The 18,951-nt window shown below is 69.7% G+C and carries 20 protein-coding genes; 6 read left to right on the forward strand and 14 right to left on the reverse strand.

Features of this window, described 5'->3' with window-relative positions:
• The first annotated feature begins 80 nt into the window (after positions 1 to 80).
• The gene (locus AB0M54_RS06705) at positions 81 to 635 is read left to right on the forward strand and encodes an AAA family ATPase (protein WP_364469570.1); all 555 of its coding nucleotides are present in this window, start codon (positions 81 to 83) and stop codon (positions 633 to 635) included.
• Positions 636 to 994: 359 nt separating this feature from the next.
• On the opposite strand, the gene AB0M54_RS06710 is transcribed toward AB0M54_RS06705, so the two are convergent.
• Positions 995 to 2,197, reverse strand: a complete 1,203-nt coding sequence (locus AB0M54_RS06710) for a reverse transcriptase family protein (protein WP_364469572.1) — start codon at positions 2,195 to 2,197, stop codon at positions 995 to 997.
• Between the two features lie 432 nt (positions 2,198 to 2,629).
• On the opposite strand from AB0M54_RS06710, the gene AB0M54_RS06715 reads away from it, so the two are divergent.
• Positions 2,630 to 3,745, forward strand: a complete 1,116-nt coding sequence (locus tag AB0M54_RS06715) for a MerR family transcriptional regulator (protein ID WP_364469574.1) — start codon at positions 2,630 to 2,632, stop codon at positions 3,743 to 3,745.
• 124 nt (positions 3,746 to 3,869) lie between these two features.
• Here AB0M54_RS06715 and AB0M54_RS06720 read toward each other — a convergent pair whose 3' ends face one another.
• A complete protein-coding gene (locus AB0M54_RS06720; protein WP_364469576.1) occupies positions 3,870 to 4,700 on the reverse strand; it encodes an alpha/beta hydrolase in 831 nt (276 codons plus the stop codon).
• 81 nt (positions 4,701 to 4,781) lie between these two features.
• On the reverse strand, positions 4,782 to 5,288 hold the full coding sequence (locus AB0M54_RS06725) for a PH domain-containing protein (RefSeq protein ID WP_364469578.1): 507 nt from the start codon (positions 5,286 to 5,288) through the stop codon (positions 4,782 to 4,784).
• Positions 5,289 to 5,340: 52 nt separating this feature from the next.
• On the opposite strand from AB0M54_RS06725, the gene AB0M54_RS06730 reads away from it, so the two are divergent.
• Positions 5,341 to 5,517 carry a hypothetical protein gene (locus tag AB0M54_RS06730; protein ID WP_364469580.1) on the forward strand — a complete coding sequence of 59 codons (177 nt, stop codon included), beginning with the start codon at positions 5,341 to 5,343 and terminating at the stop codon, positions 5,515 to 5,517.
• Here the strand turns inward: AB0M54_RS06730 and AB0M54_RS06735 are convergent.
• The 3 genes from AB0M54_RS06735 to AB0M54_RS06745 are packed head-to-tail and all read right to left on the reverse strand — an operon-like array spanning position 5,514 to position 7,188.
• Complete coding sequence (locus tag AB0M54_RS06735) at positions 5,514 to 6,251, reverse strand: PH domain-containing protein (protein ID WP_364469582.1); 738 nt, start codon at positions 6,249 to 6,251, stop codon at positions 5,514 to 5,516. The two genes, AB0M54_RS06730 and AB0M54_RS06735, sit on opposite strands and share 4 nt — an antisense overlap.
• On the reverse strand, positions 6,248 to 6,733 hold the full coding sequence (locus AB0M54_RS06740) for a PH domain-containing protein (RefSeq protein ID WP_364469584.1): 486 nt from the start codon (positions 6,731 to 6,733) through the stop codon (positions 6,248 to 6,250). The genes AB0M54_RS06735 and AB0M54_RS06740 overlap by 4 nt, the downstream gene beginning before the upstream one ends.
• Positions 6,733 to 7,188 (reverse strand): GNAT family N-acetyltransferase, encoded by a 456-nt coding sequence (locus tag AB0M54_RS06745; protein WP_364320322.1) that lies wholly within the window; start codon positions 7,186 to 7,188, stop codon positions 6,733 to 6,735. The genes AB0M54_RS06740 and AB0M54_RS06745 overlap by 1 nt, the downstream gene beginning before the upstream one ends.
• Before the next feature lie 78 nt (positions 7,189 to 7,266).
• On the opposite strand from AB0M54_RS06745, the gene AB0M54_RS06750 reads away from it, so the two are divergent.
• Both AB0M54_RS06750 and AB0M54_RS06755 read left to right on the forward strand, forming a co-directional pair.
• Positions 7,267 to 7,845 carry a DUF2975 domain-containing protein gene (locus AB0M54_RS06750; protein WP_364469586.1) on the forward strand — a complete coding sequence of 193 codons (579 nt, stop codon included), beginning with the start codon at positions 7,267 to 7,269 and terminating at the stop codon, positions 7,843 to 7,845.
• Positions 7,845 to 8,084: a helix-turn-helix transcriptional regulator gene (locus AB0M54_RS06755; RefSeq protein WP_364320325.1), complete on the forward strand. Its 240-nt coding sequence runs from the start codon at positions 7,845 to 7,847 to the stop codon at positions 8,082 to 8,084. Before AB0M54_RS06750 ends, AB0M54_RS06755 begins: the two co-directional genes overlap by 1 nt.
• Positions 8,085 to 8,105: 21 nt before the next feature.
• On the opposite strand, the gene AB0M54_RS06760 is transcribed toward AB0M54_RS06755, so the two are convergent.
• From AB0M54_RS06760 to AB0M54_RS06790, 7 genes are all read right to left on the reverse strand, one after another.
• Positions 8,106 to 8,912 (reverse strand): hypothetical protein, encoded by an 807-nt coding sequence (locus AB0M54_RS06760; RefSeq protein WP_364469588.1) that lies wholly within the window; start codon positions 8,910 to 8,912, stop codon positions 8,106 to 8,108.
• 41 nt (positions 8,913 to 8,953) lie between these two features.
• The gene (locus tag AB0M54_RS06765) at positions 8,954 to 9,772 is read right to left on the reverse strand and encodes a slipin family protein (RefSeq protein WP_364469590.1); all 819 of its coding nucleotides are present in this window, start codon (positions 9,770 to 9,772) and stop codon (positions 8,954 to 8,956) included.
• Between the two features lie 198 nt (positions 9,773 to 9,970).
• Positions 9,971 to 10,813, reverse strand: a complete 843-nt coding sequence (locus tag AB0M54_RS06770; protein WP_364320331.1) for a carbohydrate ABC transporter permease — start codon at positions 10,811 to 10,813, stop codon at positions 9,971 to 9,973.
• Entirely contained in the window at positions 10,810 to 11,769 is a 960-nt protein-coding gene (locus AB0M54_RS06775; RefSeq protein WP_364320333.1) for a sugar ABC transporter permease, read from the reverse strand. Before AB0M54_RS06775 ends, AB0M54_RS06770 begins: the two co-directional genes overlap by 4 nt.
• Positions 11,766 to 13,154, reverse strand: a complete 1,389-nt coding sequence (locus tag AB0M54_RS06780; RefSeq protein WP_364320335.1) for a substrate-binding domain-containing protein — start codon at positions 13,152 to 13,154, stop codon at positions 11,766 to 11,768. Before AB0M54_RS06780 ends, AB0M54_RS06775 begins: the two co-directional genes overlap by 4 nt.
• Before the next feature lie 3 nt (positions 13,155 to 13,157).
• Entirely contained in the window at positions 13,158 to 14,930 is a 1,773-nt protein-coding gene (locus AB0M54_RS06785) for a glycoside hydrolase family 2 TIM barrel-domain containing protein (protein WP_364469593.1), read from the reverse strand.
• Positions 14,927 to 16,753 carry a beta-L-arabinofuranosidase domain-containing protein gene (locus AB0M54_RS06790; RefSeq protein WP_364469595.1) on the reverse strand — a complete coding sequence of 609 codons (1,827 nt, stop codon included), beginning with the start codon at positions 16,751 to 16,753 and terminating at the stop codon, positions 14,927 to 14,929. Before AB0M54_RS06790 ends, AB0M54_RS06785 begins: the two co-directional genes overlap by 4 nt.
• Before the next feature lie 158 nt (positions 16,754 to 16,911).
• On the opposite strand from AB0M54_RS06790, the gene AB0M54_RS06795 reads away from it, so the two are divergent.
• On the forward strand, positions 16,912 to 17,907 hold the full coding sequence (locus AB0M54_RS06795) for a LacI family DNA-binding transcriptional regulator (protein WP_364320341.1): 996 nt from the start codon (positions 16,912 to 16,914) through the stop codon (positions 17,905 to 17,907).
• Here the strand turns inward: AB0M54_RS06795 and AB0M54_RS06800 are convergent.
• Entirely contained in the window at positions 17,904 to 18,863 is a 960-nt protein-coding gene (locus AB0M54_RS06800; protein ID WP_364320343.1) for an AsnC family transcriptional regulator, read from the reverse strand. The genes AB0M54_RS06795 and AB0M54_RS06800 overlap by 4 nt on opposite strands.
• Between the last annotated feature and the right edge of the window lie 88 nt (positions 18,864 to 18,951).

Consider the following 18,951-nt stretch of genomic DNA (forward strand, 5'->3'; position numbering starts at 1 on the left):
CCAATCTCCGGTAAGGCCGCAGTGGCTTCAAACCATGCAACTGCCTTCTATCGAGCTAGTCAAGAAATTGGAGTTTCGTCGTGTCCAATTTTATTCTCACTGGAACCCCGGGCTCCGGCAAGACAGCCATCCTGCGCCAGCTCGAGATCCATGGCTATGCTGTCGTCGAAGAAGCCGCGACTGATGTCATCGCTCTGCACCACGCTCTCGGCCACCGGGAACCGTGGCGGGATCCTGACTTTATCGACCGTATCGTAGATCTTCAGCGAAAAAGGCAGCTGGCTGTCGGCCCGATGATACATCGCACCACCTTCTTCGACCGCTCGCCCGTCTGCACGCTAGCGCTGAGTCGCCACCTTGCCCTGGCCGCACCACGCCCGCTACTTGATGAGATAGATCGCGTCTTGACCGACCATGTCTACGAGCGGACCGTCTTCTTCGTTCGAAGTCAGGGTTTCGTCCAGGCAACCGCCGCGCGCCGCATCAGTCTCGAAGATTCGCACGTCTTCGAGCAAATTCACGAAGATACCTACCGCAGCCTCGGATTTGAACTCATCGCCGTTGCCCCGGATCGGCTCCCAGCCCGGGTAGCCGTTGTCGAGGATGTCGTTGAAGGGTTGAGGCGAAAGTCGTGAGCGGCGCACTTACCTGCAAGTAATGGGCGGCCGGGTTCGCTTGACGGACCATGCGTGCGACAGGTCGCGGGAGATCCGCCGAGAATCCGGGCATGACACGCCGGTGGTTCACGGGAAGAGCGTGGCGGGATCCTCGGCTGGTTATCGAGGCCGAGTTCGGATAGGTCGCCCCGCCATCGGCGAGACTTGTTGGTTCCAGGTGCGGTAGCCGCCCGGAACGCCTCAGGCCACGTACCTCCGGCTTGTCACCGCCGGGCCAAGCAGCAAGGCCACCGCTGCGCCGAAGGCGGTTTCCCGGTCGATCCGGCGGGGTTCGCGGATTGTCCGGGGCAAAAGGGGGCGGCGGCCGTCGATGAGGGTCAGGGTGTGGAGCGTGCCTGTTCGAGCAGGTGGTTGAGCTTCGCGGCGCGGGACGGGTGGTGGTGGGACATCCAGGCGACGCGGCCGGCCAGGTGGGCGGCGAAGTCGGGATGGCCGTCGCGGTTCGCCGCCGCGAGTCCGTGGGCCGCCGCGTTGTGCAGGATGGCACGCAGGCGGTCGTAATCCTCGCGGGGCACGGCCGGGCAGTCGTTGACCACCAAGCCGGTCAACGACTGCCGCTGGGACCGGCGCCGGATCCGGGTCTTGCGAGGGTGGATCTGGAACCCTTCGTCGTGGACGATCTGGCCGGCGAGCGTGACCAGCCGGTCGATGCGGCGGTTGCTCAGCGTGCCGGAGAAGGCCAGATCGTCAGCGTATCGGGCGTAGGTCAGGTCGAAGCGGTCGGCGAGTCCGTTCAGCCGCCTGTCCAGCCGGAAGGCGCACAGGTTGGCCAGAGCCGGAGAGGTGGGCGCTCCTTGCGGCAGGTGCGGTTGGCGCAACAGCGCGGCAAGGTGGGGATCGGGTGCGTCGCGCAGGACGTGGGCCGGCGTACGCGTGGTGGTCAAGGCGGTCAGCGCGTGCGCGACCGGCTCGGGATAGCCGATGCCGTGGAACAGCCCGTAGATTCGCGCCGCCGTGATGCTGGAGAAGAAGGCGCGCAGATCCATGCTCACCAGCACGGCGTTTCCGGCGTGCGTCCGGGCGAAGGTGTGTGCTCCCCGGCCGGGCACGAACCCGTGGACACGATCGTGAACGGGTACCGCCGACAGGATCTGATCGAGCAGCTGGCGTTGCAGGGCCCGCAGGCGCGGTTTCGGGGCCTCGATGAGCCGGTGCGCAAGCCACGCGTACCGGAAGTGGCGCAGCTTTTCGTCCCGGGCCTGGCGGTTGATCTCGCGGCGGTCGGCGAACCAGTCGAGCGCGTCGCCGTCCACGCCGAGGAACGCGGCGAGTTCGGTGAGATCACCGATGCCGGGGGCACCCCATCGCATCTTGACGACTCGGGTCGGTGCGGCGATTCGATGCCGGATAGTGGCTCGCCGCACCGCCGTCGGCGGCGTGCCCGGCAGACCGGTCAGGAACCGGCGTAGCTCTCGGGGCCGGTCGGCCGGTGCGCGCGGATAGGCCAGCAGCACGGCGTCTACCAGCCGCCGTGCCCGCACCGCGCGGCCGCCGGCCACGGAGCGTACGGCCGCGATCATGTCGTCGGGCTGCCAGCTCGTGGTGAGCAGGGCGTCGGCCAGGGCGCCCGCAACCTGGGACGGAGGTTGTAGGCGCGGCGCGTGCCACGTCGGGGCGGCAGCGTGCCCCGACGATTCCCGGTCGTGCCTGCGCCGGACTGCGCGAAGCGCGGAAGCGCGCCGGCGATGCGCTGCGGTAGTCAATCAAGCTTCCTCGGGGTTACCCCGAAGAGCCCTCGCCGCCGAGAACGACGTGCGACGGCCAGCTCGGGACACGCTGCCACCCAGCCAGCATAGAGACCTGGACGAAAGTGCGGCGCAGGCCGATCGAGAACAGGACCACCAGCAGTCCGCAGACCACTCTGCCGCCGATAAGGGACGGCGCCGACCGCGGTCCCACACCGGCTCGGCGGGCTTGTCCCTCACGTGGCGTCATGCCGCATAGTCGCGGGTGTGGAGGAGCACCTGACTGTGGGACGCGTGGCCGAGCTGGCCGGCGTAACCGTGCGCACGTTGCATCACTACGACGAGATCGGGCTCATGCGGCCGTCCATGCGAACCGCGGCTGGACATCGGGTCTACTCCGCGGGCGATGTGAAGCGGCTGCGGGAGGTGCTCGCGTACCGGCGGCTGGGTTTCGGGTTGAGCGAGATCGCTGAACTGATCGGCGACCCGGCCGCCGACGCGGTTCCGCACCTGCGCCTGCTGCGCGGTCTGCTGGTGGAACAGCGCGACCGGGCCGCGGCCATGGTGACCGCGATAGACCGGGAAATGGAGGCACGAGCGGTGGGGGTCAGGACGACGCCGGAGGAACATCCGAGGGTGTTCGGCGCGCAGTTGTACGACGACATCGGGTCCGCCTACCCGGCGACGCGGCGCACCGAGCCGCGGATCGCCGCGCGCATCTGGGAGGCGATCGGGGACGCGCGGACCGTACTGAATGTGGGGGCTGGAACCGGCTCGTACGAACCGCGTGACCGGGAGGTCACGGCGGTGGAACCCTCAGCGGTCATGCGGGCGCAGCGCCCGGCCGGCGCGGCGCCGTGCGTGGCCGCCAGCGCCGACAGCCTGCCGTTCGAGGATCAGTCGTTCGATGTCGCGATGGCGGTCAGCACCGTTCATCACTGGCCGGACCCGGTCGCCGGGTTGCGTGAGATGCGGCGGGTGGCCCGCCGGGTGGTGGTGTTCACGTACGACGCCGATGACACCGGCTGGCGTCAGCGGTTCTGGCTCACCCGCGACTACCTGCCGGAATTCGCCGACCTTCTCGTCGGCTGGCCGTCCCTGACCGATATGACCCGTGCGATCGGCGGACGTGCGGAGCCGGTACTGATCCCGTGGGACTGCGAAGACGGCTTCTTCGAGGCACACTGGCGCCGGCCCGAGGCGTACTTGGAAGAGCACGTCCGCCGCGCGGTATCGGTGTGGACCAGAGTCGGGCCGCAGGCCGAGCAGCGAGCGGTGAGCGCACTCCGCAAGGATATTTCCTCGGGCCGGTGGGCCGAACGCAACCGGGACGTCGTCGCCCTTGACGCCGCGGAGCTGGGCCTTCGCCTGCTCGTAGCCTGAATCACCGCGCGTCAGCGTCGGCTATTCCACCACGCGACCTGGAGACCGGTTGTCTCGGGCTGAGCGCAACGATGACCCGGGCCGCGAGGCCGCTGATCCGGGCCGCCAGGCGGCTGACTCGAGGTCAGGCCGCGAGGCTGCGGGCGGATGCGGTGAGGAAGGCGGCCACCTCGGTGAAGAACTCGTCCGGGGCGAGGCTGTGCACGCGGTGGCCGACCGGGATGGTGGCGAGGCGGGCGTCCGGCAGCCGCGACGTCATCTCGGCCAGGCGGCGCGGCGGGATGCAGCTGGTCGGCCCGCCGGACAGGACCAGCGTCGGCTGCCGTACCTCGTCGAGGCACGACCACCACCCCGGGTCGGGGCGCGTCACCTGGCGGACGATCGACCACATCGCGAACAGGTCGAAGTCGCGCCGCGCGGCCAGGATGCCCGCCGCGGCGGCCAGCATCCCGAGCCGGCTTCCGCCGTGCAGCGACGGCAGGACAAGGCGTCGGCCAACACGATCAGGGCCAACACGATCAGGGCCGGCCGGAAGCGGGGCCGCGGCACCAAGCGGGACGGCGCCTCGCGGCGGCACCGCCGGGTCTTCCAGGACGAGCCGCGCGACCCGGTCGGGGCTGTGCAGCGCGGTGGCCAGAGCGACGTACCCACCGATCGAATGCCCGACCATGACCGTGTCGCGCAGCGACAGCGCCTCGAGCACCCCGAGCAGGTCGACCCGCAGGGCGTTCAGCGAATAGTTGCGGCACCGCTCACTGTCACCGTGACCGCGCAGGTTGACGGCGACCACCCGGTAGCCGGTCAGGCGCGAGGCGAGGCGATCCCAGGTGTCGTGCCGGCTTCCGGTGCCGTGCAGCAGCACCGCCGGCACGCCGCCGGGGTCGCCGCACTCGCGGTAGCCCAGCCGGACGCCGTTCACCTGGACGGTTCCGACCGTCGGCCACGCAGCTGCCACGGACTCTGTTTACCAGTCGTTTCAACAATGACGAACCGGATTCAACGCAATAGTCATGGATGTCTCACCTGCGGCGGTTCCTCAGGTTCGCTCCAGGAACGGTGTGAGCAGCCCGGGCAGCGCCTCGTCGGCCACGTCCAGGCCGGTGCTCGTGCCGACGTCGCGGATGGCGTACGCCCCGGCCCCGGCCGCCGTGGTCGCCCGGATGGTGGCCAGCCCGGCCCGGCGCTGGAAGATCGACTGCCGCACGGTCCACCCGATGATCCCGCGCCGCTGGAGCGCCACCGTGGAGCGGCGCACCGACCCGCTGCGCGCCACCAGATAGCCGCCGGTCAGCCCGTGCCCGAGGCCGCGGTACGCGTCCAGGGCGAGCAGAACCGCGATGGGTACGGCCACCACGGCCGTGATCCACGCCAGGTGCAGCAGCACCTCGGCGACCAGCACGCCGAGCACCACCAGCGGCACTTCGAAGGCGGCCACCCCGGCCAGCGCCCAGCGCAACCGGCGCCCTCGGGCCGCGACCGGATGCGGTGACAGCCGCACCGCCATGGTCGGCGACACGTCCTCGCGCAGCACGTCGGCGGCCACCCGGTCGGCGACCGCGCGCGGGGCGGCCGGCAGCAGCGTACGGTGCTGGGCCTTGTCCTTCTCGGTCCTGGTGGCCAGGCCGGTGGCGACCGCGTCGACCCGGGCCGCCCCGGCCAGCCGCGACCCGATCGGCTCGACCAGGTCGACGCCGCGCAGACGGTCCTCCTCGATCGAGATGGACCGCGTGGTGAACAGCCCCCGCCGGACGCGCAGCGTGCCCCCGGCCTAGCGGTCGAGCCGGTAGGACCACCAGAACTCGACCCACAGCCCGAGCGCCCCGATCGTGCCGACGACCAGCGCGACCACGATCAGCACCGCGATCCCGCCGATCAGGCCGAGCCCGCCCAGCAGGTCGATGGCCCAGTCGACCACCCCGGCCGACGCCCCGAACCAGTCGGCCACGTTGAGCACGCCGCCGAGCGCGGACCCGCCCAGCACCGGTCCCACGAACGACAGCGGCGCGTACCGGATCCAGGCGGGATCGAGGACGGCCAGGGACGAAGCCGGCGAAGCGGCCCGCGACAACAAGGCTCGCCGCAACGCGTCACCGGTGTCACGTGTCACCGGTGACAACTTCACGGTTCCGTCATCGGCCTGCTCCCCGGTGCCGATCCGCACCGCCACCAGCCCGAACACCCGCAGCAGCGGGTCGGCGACGACATCGACGGTCCGGATGCGATCGCGCTGGAGGCTTCGCCGGGTCCGGACGAGCACGCCGGTGTGCAGCTCGACGCGGTCCGGCCCGACGCGGTAGCGGGTGACCCGCAGGCGCAGCCATTCGGCGATCACACCGGCCGCCACGATCACCGCCGCGCCGGGCAGCGTCCAGGCCAGCGCGACCGCCCAGGAGATGTCCGACAGCCCGATCGCGGTCGGCACGCCGGCCAGGATCGCCACCCCGGTCATGAAGGCCGCCGAGACCCACAGGCCTCGCCGGTCCAGCCGTTCCCAGGCGCCGGTCATGTCGCGTCGCCCGGCACGGCCTGGGTCTTGGCGGTGAGCTGCTCGGCGACCTCCGCGGCGAGCGCGTGATCGAGGCCGGGCATGGTCACCGCGCCCTTGGCCGACGCGGTCGTCACGACCACGGTGGCCAGCCCGAACCGCTGCTCCACGGGACCGCGCCGGGTGTCGACGGTCTGGATCCGCGACAGCGGCGCCACCCGCCACTCCTGCCAGAAGAAGCCGGTTCGCGTGTAGACGGCCGTGTCGGTGACCTCCCATCGATGCACGCGGAACCACCACCGCGGCAGCGCCGGCACCGCGACCACGCCGGCCACCGCGCCGATCAGGGCCGGCAGGAGCAGCCAGAAGCGGGCCGGCGAGATGAGCACCCCGAGCAGCACCAGCGTGAGCACCGGCCCCGCGAACAGGATCACCAGGTTGGTCGTCCACCAGCCGATCGCGCGCCGGTCGACGGGATTACGCGGTGGCCGCAACCGAGTCATCAGCCCAGTGTCCGGGTGAAGAAGACGCGACGAAACCCGTCGTCCTCGGTCCGATGTGTCTCGCGGTAGCCGCGGCGGCCGTAGTACGCGATGTTCTCGGTCATCGCCTCGTTGGTGAACAGCCGGATCTCGGCGTACCCACCGGCCCTTGCCTCTTCGTCGGCGAGCGCGAGCAATCGCCCGCCGACCCCGCCACCCTGCGCTTCCGGCGCCACCGCGATCACGTCGAGGTGCAGAAAGCCGTCGCCCGGCTCGAGGACGAGCGCGCCCACGATCCGCTCGTCGACCTCGGCGACCCGGCAATACCCCAATCCGATGGGTACGCCGTAATCGACCGTCATCGGCCACGGCTCCCGCCCGATCCGCGGCACGTACTTCTCGAATGCCCGCCGCACCACCCCGAGCACGTCCTCGGCGTCCCCGGCGTCGGCCCGACGCAGGCTCACCTGATCCATCCGTCCCTCCAAGCCCGCTTGACAACCCGTCGCATCATATCGACTATCAATACATCGAATATCGATAAGGAGGCCGTCATGCCCGAGCGTCACCGCCCGTTCGCCCTCATCCGCGCCCTGCTCCAGATCATGGCGTTCGGCAACATCCTGGCGATCGTCGCCCAGGTGGTCCAGCTCGACGGCCCCGCCACCCGTCGCTTCGAGGTGCTGCCGTCGGCGCTGCTCGCCACCCAGCCCTCCACCGAGCTGCGCATCCAGGCCATCAGCGTGTCGATCCAGGACCCCGGCGTCTATCAGACGGTGCTCGACCTGCTCGCCGGTCCGCTGCCGCTCGACCTGGCCACCCTGCCGATGATCTGGTACGCCCTGCGCCTGCTCGACCGGATCACCGCGACGCAGCCGTTCACCGAGGCCACCGCGACCGCCCTGCGCCGCCTCGGCCTGGTCGTCCTGATCGTCGGCGCCGCCTCCGAGATCGTCCGCAACGTCGCCGTCTACCTCCTGGAGGCGACGGTGGTGCCGGCCGGCGCGCGGATGTTCGTGTTCGACTACACGCTCAGTGTCTGGTGGCTGATGCTCGGTCTGGTGCTGTTCGCTTTCGCTCAGATCATCCGGTACGGCCGGAGCCTGCGCGCCGAGCTCGACGAGGTCATCTGATGCCACCGGAGGAACAGCACCGTGTCGCCCTGCACCTGGACGCCCTGCTGGCCGCCAAGGGCCTGACCCTGACCGAGCTGGCCGACCGGGTCGGCCTGACGCTGGCCAACCTCTCGATCCTCAAGAACGGCCGGGCCAAGGCCATCCGCTTCAGCACCCTGACCGCCCTCTGCGACGCCCTCGACTGCCAGCCCGGCGACCTCCTCGAGGTGACCGACCGAACCGGCAGCCGAACCTAGGCCGTGTCTCACGACCTGTCGCTAGTTGAACCAGTAACCCGCGATCGGACGGTCCTCGCTCGTCCCGAACGAGTAGTCGTACTCGGCGTTGCCGCCGGTCAGGTCGTAGTCGAGGTAGATCCGGTGCTCACTGGGCCGGAACACGCCGAGTTCGTCGCCACCGTGGCCGTCCCAGTCGCCGACGACCGGACGGTCACCCGGCCGGCCGAAGTAGATCCACTTCTCGGTCACGCCGTCCAGGTTCGTGTCGAGGTACCAGCGTCCCTCGGACGGCCGGAAGACGCCGATGCCGGACCGCGCGCCCGGGCTCCCGAACTTGCCGGCCACCGGGATGTCGCCGGCCTGGCCGTACGAGAAGCTCCGGTTGGCCACGCCGTCGTTGTTGTAGTCGAAGAAGAACTGGCCGCTCGACGGGCGGAACACCCCGACCGAGTCGAGGTTGTCGTTGCTGCCGCCCGGCACGTACTCCCAGTCGCCGACGATCGGCAGGTCACCGTCGGCGCCGAAGGTGACCTGCTTGTTCGTGCTGCCGTCGTAGCCGTAGTCCAGGTAGAACGTCCGGTTCGACGGCCGGTAGACCCCGATGCCGTCCCAGCCCACGACGCCGAAGGTGCCGCTGAGCGGCAGGTCGCCGGACTGGCCGAACGACACGTCGACCTGTGGCGTCCCGGCGTGGTTCTTGTCCAGGTAGAAGCGGTGCTCGGAGGGTCGGAAGACGCCGATGCCGGACTTCACGAGGTCGACGGCCGACGCCGGGCCGGGGTTCGCGACCACCAGCCCGGCGACGGCAAGGAGACCGGTGACACCGAAGGTGAGCAATCTACGCATTCATCCATAGTGGACAACGTTGATGGATGACGCAACAGGGGTCACTCGGTGGCGAGCCGGTCGCTGTGCTTGTCGAAACCGATGTAGAGACGGGCCTCGGCATTGGCGCCGAGGGCGCCCAGCGTCTCCAGCTCGCGCAGGCGGAGCAGGGCCGGGTGCTCGGCGTAGGCCTCGGCCGCCGCGGCCAGCCGGCGCAGCGCGTCGACCTCGGCGTCGGCCCGGATGCGCTTCGCCTCGGCGTCGGCCTCGGCCGACAGGCGCAGCGCGGCGGCCTTCGTGTTGGCCTCCAGGGCGTCGCGCTCGGCGCGCGTGCGGGCCTCGACCATCTGCGCCGCGGCCATCCGCTGCGCGGTGAGGACGCGGTTCATGATCTCCTGCAGGTTGCCGGGGAACGCCAGGTCCTTCACGTCGGCGCGGATGATCTGCACGCCGTACCGCGCCGAGATGCCCTCGACGTCGCGCAGGATGTCCTCGCTGAGCTGGTTGCGGTTGGTCAGGATGGCCTCGAGGGTCATCGACGCGAGCGAGCGCCGCGCGGCGAGCTGGACGTCGCTGTAGATGCGGGCCTCGTAGTCGGCGACCTGCTCGACGGCCGCCTGCGGGTCGATCACCCGGAAGTGCGTGATGATGTTGACCCGGACGGCCACCTTGTCGGCGGTCAGGATCTCCTGACCCTTGATGTTGAGCTCGCGCTCGCGCACGTCGATCGGGACGATCGTGACGCGCGGGACCCGCCGCTGCGGGAAGCGGCGCTGGGGCAGCTCGTACCGGCCGGGCTCGAGCACCTGGTCGAAACGTCCGTCGGTGTATCGCAGGCCACGGTATCCGCTGTGGACGATCACCTCGTGTCGGTCGGTCATGATGTTTCACCTCTGATGTTGCAAAGTTGTGGGAGGCCCCGGAGCGGTCCCGATGTGAAGGATCGGTCGCCAGGAGGACAACGGATCAGCGTGGTTTGAGCGCCAATGCATCCGTTGCGTAAGCGCGTACTTCTGAAGCCGCCGGGGCCGAGATCAATATGGCAGCGTCCGGCGGCCGCCCACAACGCAATAATGGGCTCACCGCTTGAGCCCGGACAGCGTGACCCCCTCCACGAAGTAGCGCTGGAGCAGGAAGAACAGGGCGACGATGGGCAGGATGACGGCCAGCGACGCTGCCATCAGATAGCCCCACTGCGCGGTGTAGGTGCTCTGGAAGGTGGCCAGCCCGAGCGCCAGGGTGAACTTGGAGTCGTCGCCGCCGAGGTAGAGCAGCGGTCCCAGGAAGTCGTTCCACACCCCGATGAAGGTGAAGATGACCACCACCACGACCACCGGCTTGGACAGCGGCAGGATGATCCGCCAGAACACCTGCCACGGGTTCGCGCCGTCGATGTAGGCGGCCTCGTCCAGCTCGAACGGGATGGTCAGGAAGAACTGCCGGTAGAGGAAGATGCTGAACACGCCGCCGCCCGCGCCGGCGAACCAGGCCGGGACGATGAGCGGGTAGAACGTGTCCAGCGCGTCGACCGACGACCACATGATGAAGGTCGGGACCAGGGTCACCGCGTACGGCAGCATGACGCCGGTCAGCAGCAGCCCGAAGACCAGGTTCCGCCCGCGCCAGCGAAGCCGCGCGAACGCGAAGCCGGCGAACGCACACGTGATCGTCGTGCCGGTCACCACGAAGAACTCGATCAGCATGGTGTTGAAGAGGTACAGGTAGAACGGCTGTGCGGTGAGCGCCTCGGAGAAGTTCGACCAGGCGACCGGGTCGGGCAGCCACTGCGGCGGGGTCACGAAGATCTGGCTGTCGGTCATCAGCGCGCTGCGGACCAGCCACACGAAGGGCGCCAGCATGATGACCGCGCCGGCCAGGAGCACGATCCACAGGGCGATGCGCCGCGCGATGGCCAGGGTCATCGCGCGCCTCCCATCTCGTAGAAGACCCAGCGGCGCGCGTTGCGGAACATCAGCACCGTCACGATCAGCACAATGATGAAGAGCACCCACGCGAGCGCGCTGGCGTACCCCATCTCGCCGTCGGTGAAGGCCTTCGTGTAGAGGTAGTAGATGTAGAACAGGGTCGAGTTGTTCGGGCCCCCGTTGGTCATGATGTAGGCCTGGTTGAAGGCCTGGAACGTGCCGATGACACCGGTGACCAGGTTGTAGAAGATGGTCGGCGTCATGAACGGCAGCGTCACGTGGCGGAACTTGGCCCAGGCGCCGCCGCCGTCGAGCGCTACCGCCTCGTAGAGGTCGGTGGGCACCCCCTGCAGGCCGGCCAGGAAGATCACCATCGCGTTGCCGAAACCCCAGGTGCTCATCAGGATCAGCGAGGGTATGGCGGTGCGTTCGTCGTAGATCCAGTTCGATCCGGGCAGCCCGGCCGACCGCAGCGCCGAGTTGAGCAGGCCCGAGTCGGGGTTGAAGATCCAGATCCAGAGCACCGCGCTCGCCACCGCCGGCACCAGCGTCGGCAGGTAGTAGATGGTGCGCCACAGCGACTTCCCGCGTACGCCGGTGTTGACCAGCATGGCCACGAAGAACCCGACGATGAGCACGGCCGGCACCGAGCCGAGCGTGTAATAGGTCGTGACACCGAGGGACTTCCAGAACAGATCGTCCGAGGCCATCCGCTGGTAGTTCTCGACGCCGGTGAAGCTGATCGGGGCGCCGATCCGCCAGTCGGTCAGGCTCATGATCAGCGACGCGATCATCGGCCCGACCGTGAAGATCAGGAACCCGAGCACCGCGGGCAGGGCGAAGAGCATGCCCCAGCGCTGTTCCGTCTTCGTCAGCCCGGACCGGCCACGCTTCGACGGACGGAGCGGCGGGGCGGCCGGCGCGGCCGGGGGCGCCACGTCGGTCGCGGTCATGACAGCGACGGAGTCGGAAAGCGGCCCTTCAGCACGCCGTCGTTGAGCTTGGCCGCGAGCGCGTTGAGCACCTTCGCGACCGGCTGCTTGCCGGTCTGCATCTGCTCGACCGCGGGCACCAGGAGCTTGTCGACCGCCTCGATGTTCTTGGTCTTCTGATAGAAGTACGCCTTCGAGTGGTTCAGCGTGTAGTCGATGACGGCGGTCTTGTACTCCGGCGGGTGGGCCTTGTTGTCGGTCCACAGCGCGATCTGGGCCGGGTCGGTGTAGTACTTCTTCTCCAGCGGCATCCACAGCCCGCTCGCGAACAGGTTCGACGCGGTCGGGTCGGACTCGTAGAGGTAGAGCTCGAGCGCCCGGTCGAGCTGCTTGGTCGAGCTGAAGATCGCGGTCGGGCCGCCCATCGAGGTGGTCGTCGGGGTGCCGTAGCTGGGCAGCACGCCGATGCCGTAATCGGTCCTGGTCTGCGCGATGTCGAGCAGCGCCCACTGGCCGTCGATCGACATGGCGACCCGGTCCGAGGTCAGTTGCACGGCGAGGCCGGGCGCGTTGTTGCCGAGCTGGGTGGGCGTCGGCGCGACGCGGTGGACGTACATCAGGTCCATGATGTTCTGGAAGACCTTGATCGCCTCGCCACTGTTGATCATCGTGGTGGTGCCGGCCTCGTCGAGGAAGTCGACGCCGGCGCTCAGCAGCAGGCCGTACCAGGCGCCCGACCACAGCGGGGCGAGAGCGCCGAACCGCTTGATCTTCTTGGCGTCGAAGCCCGCCTGGTCCGGCCGCCTGCCGCTCTGGTCGACGGTGAGCCGGGTCGCCGCGGCGACGAACTGGTCCCAGTTCCAGGCCTTCGCGGCCTCGACCGGCGGCGGCTCGATGCCGGCGTCCTTGAAGGCCTTCTTGTTGTGCCAGAGCAGCATCACCTCCTGCGCGCCCTGGGTGCCGAGGGTGTGCTCCTCGTCCCACCAGAAGAATGTCTCGGGGAGGCGCTCCTTCAGCTGCGGGTACTTGTCGAAGTATTGCGCGATGTCGACGAGCTTCCCCTCGGCCGCGATGCGGTACGCCATCGGGGTGTTCAGGTACGACACGTCGGGGGCGCGGTTGCTGGCGAGCAGCGCGTTGAGCTTGGTGTCGAAGTCGTCGCCGGGCGTGAAGACCGGCTTGATCGTGCCGCCGCCGTTCTTCTTCTGGAAGCCCTGCAGCATCTCCTGGATGGCCTTCTGCTCCCCGGTGCTGCCCCAGAACATGTACTGCATCTCGGCGTTCGCGCCGCCGCTGCCGCGGTCGTCACCGCCGCTGCCACCGCAGGCGGCCAGCAGGCCGCCCAGCGCCGTGGCGCCGCCCAGTCGCAGGAGGTCTCTTCGGCTCAGGTCAAGGGGTCCGGACATGGTTCACTCCTCGAAAGCGGCGGGGCGGGATTGGACGGCACGCAGGCGGCCGATGTCGAACTTCGGCCGGCGCCGGGCGTCGTAGACGCCGTTCTGTTCCTGGAAGGTGTCGGTGAGCTGCGTGTAGCAGTAACCGAACATGCGGGGGTCGTCGAGCAGCACGTCGGTCAGCCCGGCGAACCGCGTGAACCACTCCTCGAGGTCGCGGACGCGTTGCCCGTAACCCCAGGATGAGAGGCGGTCGGGGTCGTCGGCGTCCTCGACCCGGCCGGCGTTCCACCAGATCCCGCCGTACTCGGACACGAAATAGGGCTGGCCGGCGTAGGGCAGCGAGATCGTGCGTCCGTCGTGCTCGTTGACGTACGCCTTTCCGGCGAGGATCCGGTGGAATTCCACCGGATCCTGCTCGTAGAGGTGGCTGTCGTAGACGTCGGCGCCGGGAACCTGGTGTGAGTAGCCGGATGCGTCGAGAACCGGCCGGGTCGGGTCGGCCGCCTTGGTCGCCAGGTACATCGCGCGGGTCACGTCGTCGAGCTGGGTGATGCGGTCGTGCAACGCCTGCCAGGTCTCGTTGAGCGGGCACCAGCCGACGATCGACGGGTGATTGCGGTCGCGCTGAACGGCCTCGACCCACTGCGTCACGTACGAGGCGGTCGGCTGCTGTGGATCGCCGTCCACCGTGGACTGGGCCGCGCCCCAGTCGCCGAACTCGCCCCAGACCAGGTAGCCGAGCCGGTCGGCGTGGTAGAGGAACCGCTCCTCGAACACCTTCTGGTGCAGGCGGGCGCCGTTGAACCCGGCGGCCATCGACAGCCGGATGTCCTCCTCCAGCGCGGCGTCGCTGGGCGCGGTCATCAGCGTGTCCGGCCACAGGCCCTGGTCCAGCACGAGCCGCTGGAACACCCGTTCGCCATTGATCAGGATCGCGGCGCCGGCGATCGAGATCGAGCGCAGCCCGGCGTACGAGCCGACCCGGTCGACCTCGTTGTCATCGGTGTCATGCAGGCTGACCCGGAAGTCGTACAGGTGTGGGTGGCCCGGTTGCCAGAGGCGGCGGCGATCCTCGGGTACGACGAGCCGCGCGGCCGGGGCGAGCTCATCGTCGGCGCCGGCCGTGGCGGTCGCGACCACGCCGTCCGCGTCGGACAGGGTGAACGAGAGCCGAAGCCCCGGCCGGGTCCGGCGGAGCACGGTTTCCACCTCGAAGGCGGACGGGCGGGGCGTGATGCGCAGGGACTCGATGCGGTCGGCCGGGACGGCCTCCAGCCAGACGGTCTGCCAGATCCCGGTGGTGCGGGTGTAGAGGCAGGTGGCGTTGGCGTACGCGACGGACTGCTTGCCGCGCGCCTGCGGTCCCTGGGGCAGATCGCGGGCGCGTACGACGATGGTGATCCCCTGGCCTTGGCGTCGGGTGCCGAGGTCGGCCGAGAACGGGGTGAACCCGCCGCGGTGCCGGGCCACCTCGACGCCGTCGACCCATACCGTGGCGTCGTGGTCGACCGCGCCGAAGTGGAGCAGAACCTCGCCGTCCCAAGGGATCTCGACCGTGCGGCGGTACCAGACGGCGTGCAGGAAGTCGGTGTCGCCGATCCCCGAGGCGACGGACTCCGGCGCGTACGGCACGAGGATCGTCTGCGCCAGGTCTCGCTCCAGCAGGCCGCGTTCCAGGCCGCTGTCGCCGCGGTCGATCTCGAACTGCCACTCGCCGTTGAGGTTCAGCCAGCGCTCGCGGACGAGCTGCGGGCGGGGGTGTTCGGGGCGGGGAAGAGTCGTCATGCCGGCAGCCACACCTTCATCGGTCCGAGTTCGCGGTTGGCCCACATGAAGTACGGGATGGCCACCACGTCGGCGGCCGGGCCGTCCGGCCCGACGCGTCCGTGCAGCCGTACCGTGGGGATCCCGCCGAGGATGTCGTCGCGCTGCTCGACCGTGAAATCGTGATCGGCCAGCCCGACGTCGTCGACCGTGACACCGGTGTCCTGGTCGACCTGCTCGATCGCGTACACCAGCGGGCCGCGCTCGATCGCCACCGACCCCCGTACCGCGTCGACCCGGTGATGCCCCCGGACCGCGCGGGGCGCCATCGGCAGCCGCAGCGTCACGACCTCGCCCGCCTGCCAGACGCGGCGGATGCGGGCGTAGCCCCCGGCTTCCACCTCGGCCGAGTCGAGCGTGGCGCCGGAGGCCCAGCCGGGGATCCGGACGGCCAGTTCCCAGTCGGAGGCGGGCGTGGCGACAATCTCGATGACGACGTCGCCGTCCCAGGGATAGCCGGTCCGGACGCGCAGCGTGACCGGGCCGGCCTGGATGTCGGCCGAGGCGAACTGGTGCAGCTGCACGCCGTCGCCGGTGGCGGTGGCGGCGTAGTGGTGGATCACGGCGAGCGTGCGCATCAGGTTGGTCGGGCAGCACGAGCAGCCGAACCACTCGTGGCGGCCGCTCGCGCCCATCCGGTTGTCGTACGGGATCGCGCCCTCGCGTACCTGCAAAGGGTTGACGTAGAAGTACTTGTCGCCGTCGAGCGAGACGCCGGAGAGCACCGCGTTGTAGAACTGGCGCTCGATCAGGTCGGCGTACCTCGCGTCACCGGTGGCAAGAAGCAGCCGCCAGCTCCACTGGGTCGAGGCGATCGCGGCGCAGGTCTCGCCGTAGCCGCGGTCGGTCGGCAGCTCGTACGGATCGCCGAAGGACTCGCCCTCCCAGCGCGCGCCGAGGCTGCCGTTGACGTACATCTTGGCCTCGACCATGTTGTCCCACTGCCGCCGCAGGATGGCCAGCAGCTCGGTGTCACCGGTCTCGATGGCGACGTCGGTCGCGCCGGAGGCGAGGTAGACCGCGCGGACCGCGTGCCCTTCGGGATAGACCGTCTCGCGTACGGGGATCCGATCGCTGAAGTAGGTCGAACTCCAGTGCTGCCAGGTGGGATCGGTCATCGTCCCGTGACCGCGGTGCTCGACGAAATATGAAGCGAGGTTGAGGTAGCGGCGCTCGCCGGTGACCCGGTAGACCTCGACCAGGGCCATCTCGACCAGCGGGTGCCCGCACAACTCCTCGCGCTTGCCCCAGCCGAACGTGGCGTCCAGGTGGTCGGCGGCCCGCCGGGCCACGTCCAGCAGCACGGTCCGGCCGGTGGTGCGGAACTGGGCGACCGCGGCCTGGATCATCGTGGCCATGTTGAAGATCTCGTGGTCGAACGAGATCCACTCGTACCGTCCGCGCTTGCCGGCCGCCTGATTGAAGGTGGCCAGATAGCCGTCGTCGTCCTGGGCCGCCCGGGCCAGCGCGCTGTACCTCTCCAGCCAGGCGTCGAGATCTCCGGCCGGGCGCCGGCCCCGCTCCCAGGCGACCGCCTCCAGCCACTTGAACGCCTCGCCGTCCTCGAAGTTCGGGCCGAAGTAGGGCTCGCCGACCCGGCCGGCCGCGGCGTTCTCGAAGTTCACCCAGGCGCGCTGGCGCTCCAGATGGTCGTGTCCGCGGGGGATCGAGGTGCCGGCGTTCTCGGCCTGCAGCCGGGCCATGAAGCCGTCGGTGAGCCGGATGGCGTCGAACGGCAGGGGCTGGAGGGCGGTGGAGGCGACCGGTACGACGGGGCCAGGCATGTGGTTCGGCACGGTGCTCCTTGATGAGTCGGAAACCGTTTGGTAACACCGTGGCCCGCCGGAAACTGTTTCCGCAACATGTTTCCGCGTTAAGTTCCAGCGTTCTAGTGAACTCGGCGCTACTGTTTCCGGAAACATGACGGAACGCGGAGGCGAAGATGGAGAAGCGTGCGACGATCCGCGACGTCGCCAAGCGCGCCGGGGTCTCGCCGGGCACCGTGTCGAAGGCGCTCAACGGCACCGGCCAGATCGCACGCGAGACCCGCGCCCGCATCCTGGCCGCCGCCGAGGAGATCGACTTCCGGCCCAACGACCTGGCCCGCAGCGTGTTCGAGCGGCGCAGCTTCACGGTCGGCGTGCTGACCACCGACAGTTTCGAGCGGTTCAGCGTGCCGGTCATGCTCGGCGCCGAGGACGCCCTGGCCGGCGGCCGCATCTCGGTCTTCCTCTGCGACAGCCGCGACGACCCGATCCGCGAGCAGCACTACATCGACGTGCTGATGGGCCGCCGGGTCGACGGGTTCATCGTCACCGGCCGCAGCTCCAACGTCCGCGACCCGCTCCCGGTCGAGGCCGGCTTCCCGGTCGTCTACGCGCTCAGCCCGTCGTCCGACCCGGCCGACTGCTCGATCGTGGTCGACGACGAGAAGCTCGGGGTGCTCGCCGCCGAACACTTCCTGCGGATGGGCCGCACCCGCGTCGCGCACATCACCGGCCCGGAACACTTCGACGCGGCCCGGCTGCGGGCGCGGGGCCTGCGGACGTCACTCGCCGCGGCCGGCCACGAGCAGACCGGCCAGACGTACTACGGCAACTGGACCGAGGTGTGGGGCCGCCAGGCCGCCCAGATGGTGACGCGCTCCCACCCCGACGTCGACGCGATCTACTGCGGCAGCGACCTCATCGCGCGAGGCGCGCTCGACGGTCTGCGGGAGCTGGGCCGGTCGGTGCCGGAGCAGGTCGCCATCATCGGTACGGACAACTGGGAGGTGATCGCCACCGGCGCCCGGCCCACCCTGACCACCATCGACACCTCACTCACCCGGATCGGCCGGATGGCCGCCGAGCGCCTCCTCGACGCCATCGGCGGCAAACCCCACTCCGGCTGGGAACGCGTGCCGGGCGAGCTGGTCGTCCGCGGCTCCACCAACTAACCCGCGCCCTTGAAGTTGCGGATCACCGGTGCGGTTTCGATGGCCGTCACGCCGGGCAGGTCGGCGACCGGGCCGGTCAGGTAGCGGTAGAGCTCGCCGGCGTCGCCCGAGCGGAGGCTGACGAAGATGTTGGTGCGGCCGGTGGTCGCCGCGGCGTACGCCACCTCGGGTTGAGCCGCGAGGGCCGCACCCACCTCGGCCACCGCGGCCGGTGTCACGGTGAGCCACATCAGCGTCGGGACGGTGCCCGCGCCCGGGCGCTGGTCGATGTCGACGTCGAGATACAGGACCCCGTCAGCGCGCAACGCCTCGATGCGGCGGCGGACCGTCGTCGCCGGCGCCTTGGCCCGGTCGGCCAGCCACTCGACCGGGTGCCGCCCGTCCTCGGCGAGCAACCGCAGCAGCGCACGGTCGAGGTCGTCGAGCGAGACCGGCCCGGCCGGACCGGGTCCGGCGGCCGGCGGTGCGAGCGCCCGCATCTGTTCGTCGGTGAGCAGACCCGCCTTGAGCAGCGGGCTCGACGCGAGGCCGAAGAACACATGCAGCCGGGCGTGGGCGCTGACGTCGACGATGCGCTGCGAGCGGGGGAGCCGTTGCAGCAACGTGTTGCTGTCCCGCAGGTCGCGGGTGCTCGTGGAGCAGACGATCTCGGTGCCGCCCGACGTCAGGTAGACCCAGGTGGTGTCCGGCCGCCGGCTCAGCCCCTCGCCGATGGCGACCGCCGCGTCGGGGGTCGTGCGGGCCCGGATGAACCACTGGGTCTCGCCCAGCCGGGACAGGTCGGTCAGCCCGAGGACGCGGGCCTGGCCGGTCGACCGCAGCCGCCGATAACGCCGTGCGACGGTCTGGTCGGAGGTGCCCAGCACCTCGGCGATCCGGCGGAACTGAGCCCGCCCGTCGACCTGGAGGGCGGCGAGGATCTGCTGGTCGAGACGCTCCAGGGAGTCGAAAGCCACCGTATCAACGTACTCTCTCGTCGGTTTCCGCCACCTCGAGCCGGGCAGGCTGACGCAGGCCGCCGCCGAGCCCGACCATCGGCAGGTC

The sequence above is a fragment of the Actinoplanes sp. NPDC051470 genome, assembly GCF_040682035.1.
Lineage (GTDB): Bacteria > Actinomycetota > Actinomycetes > Mycobacteriales > Micromonosporaceae > Actinoplanes.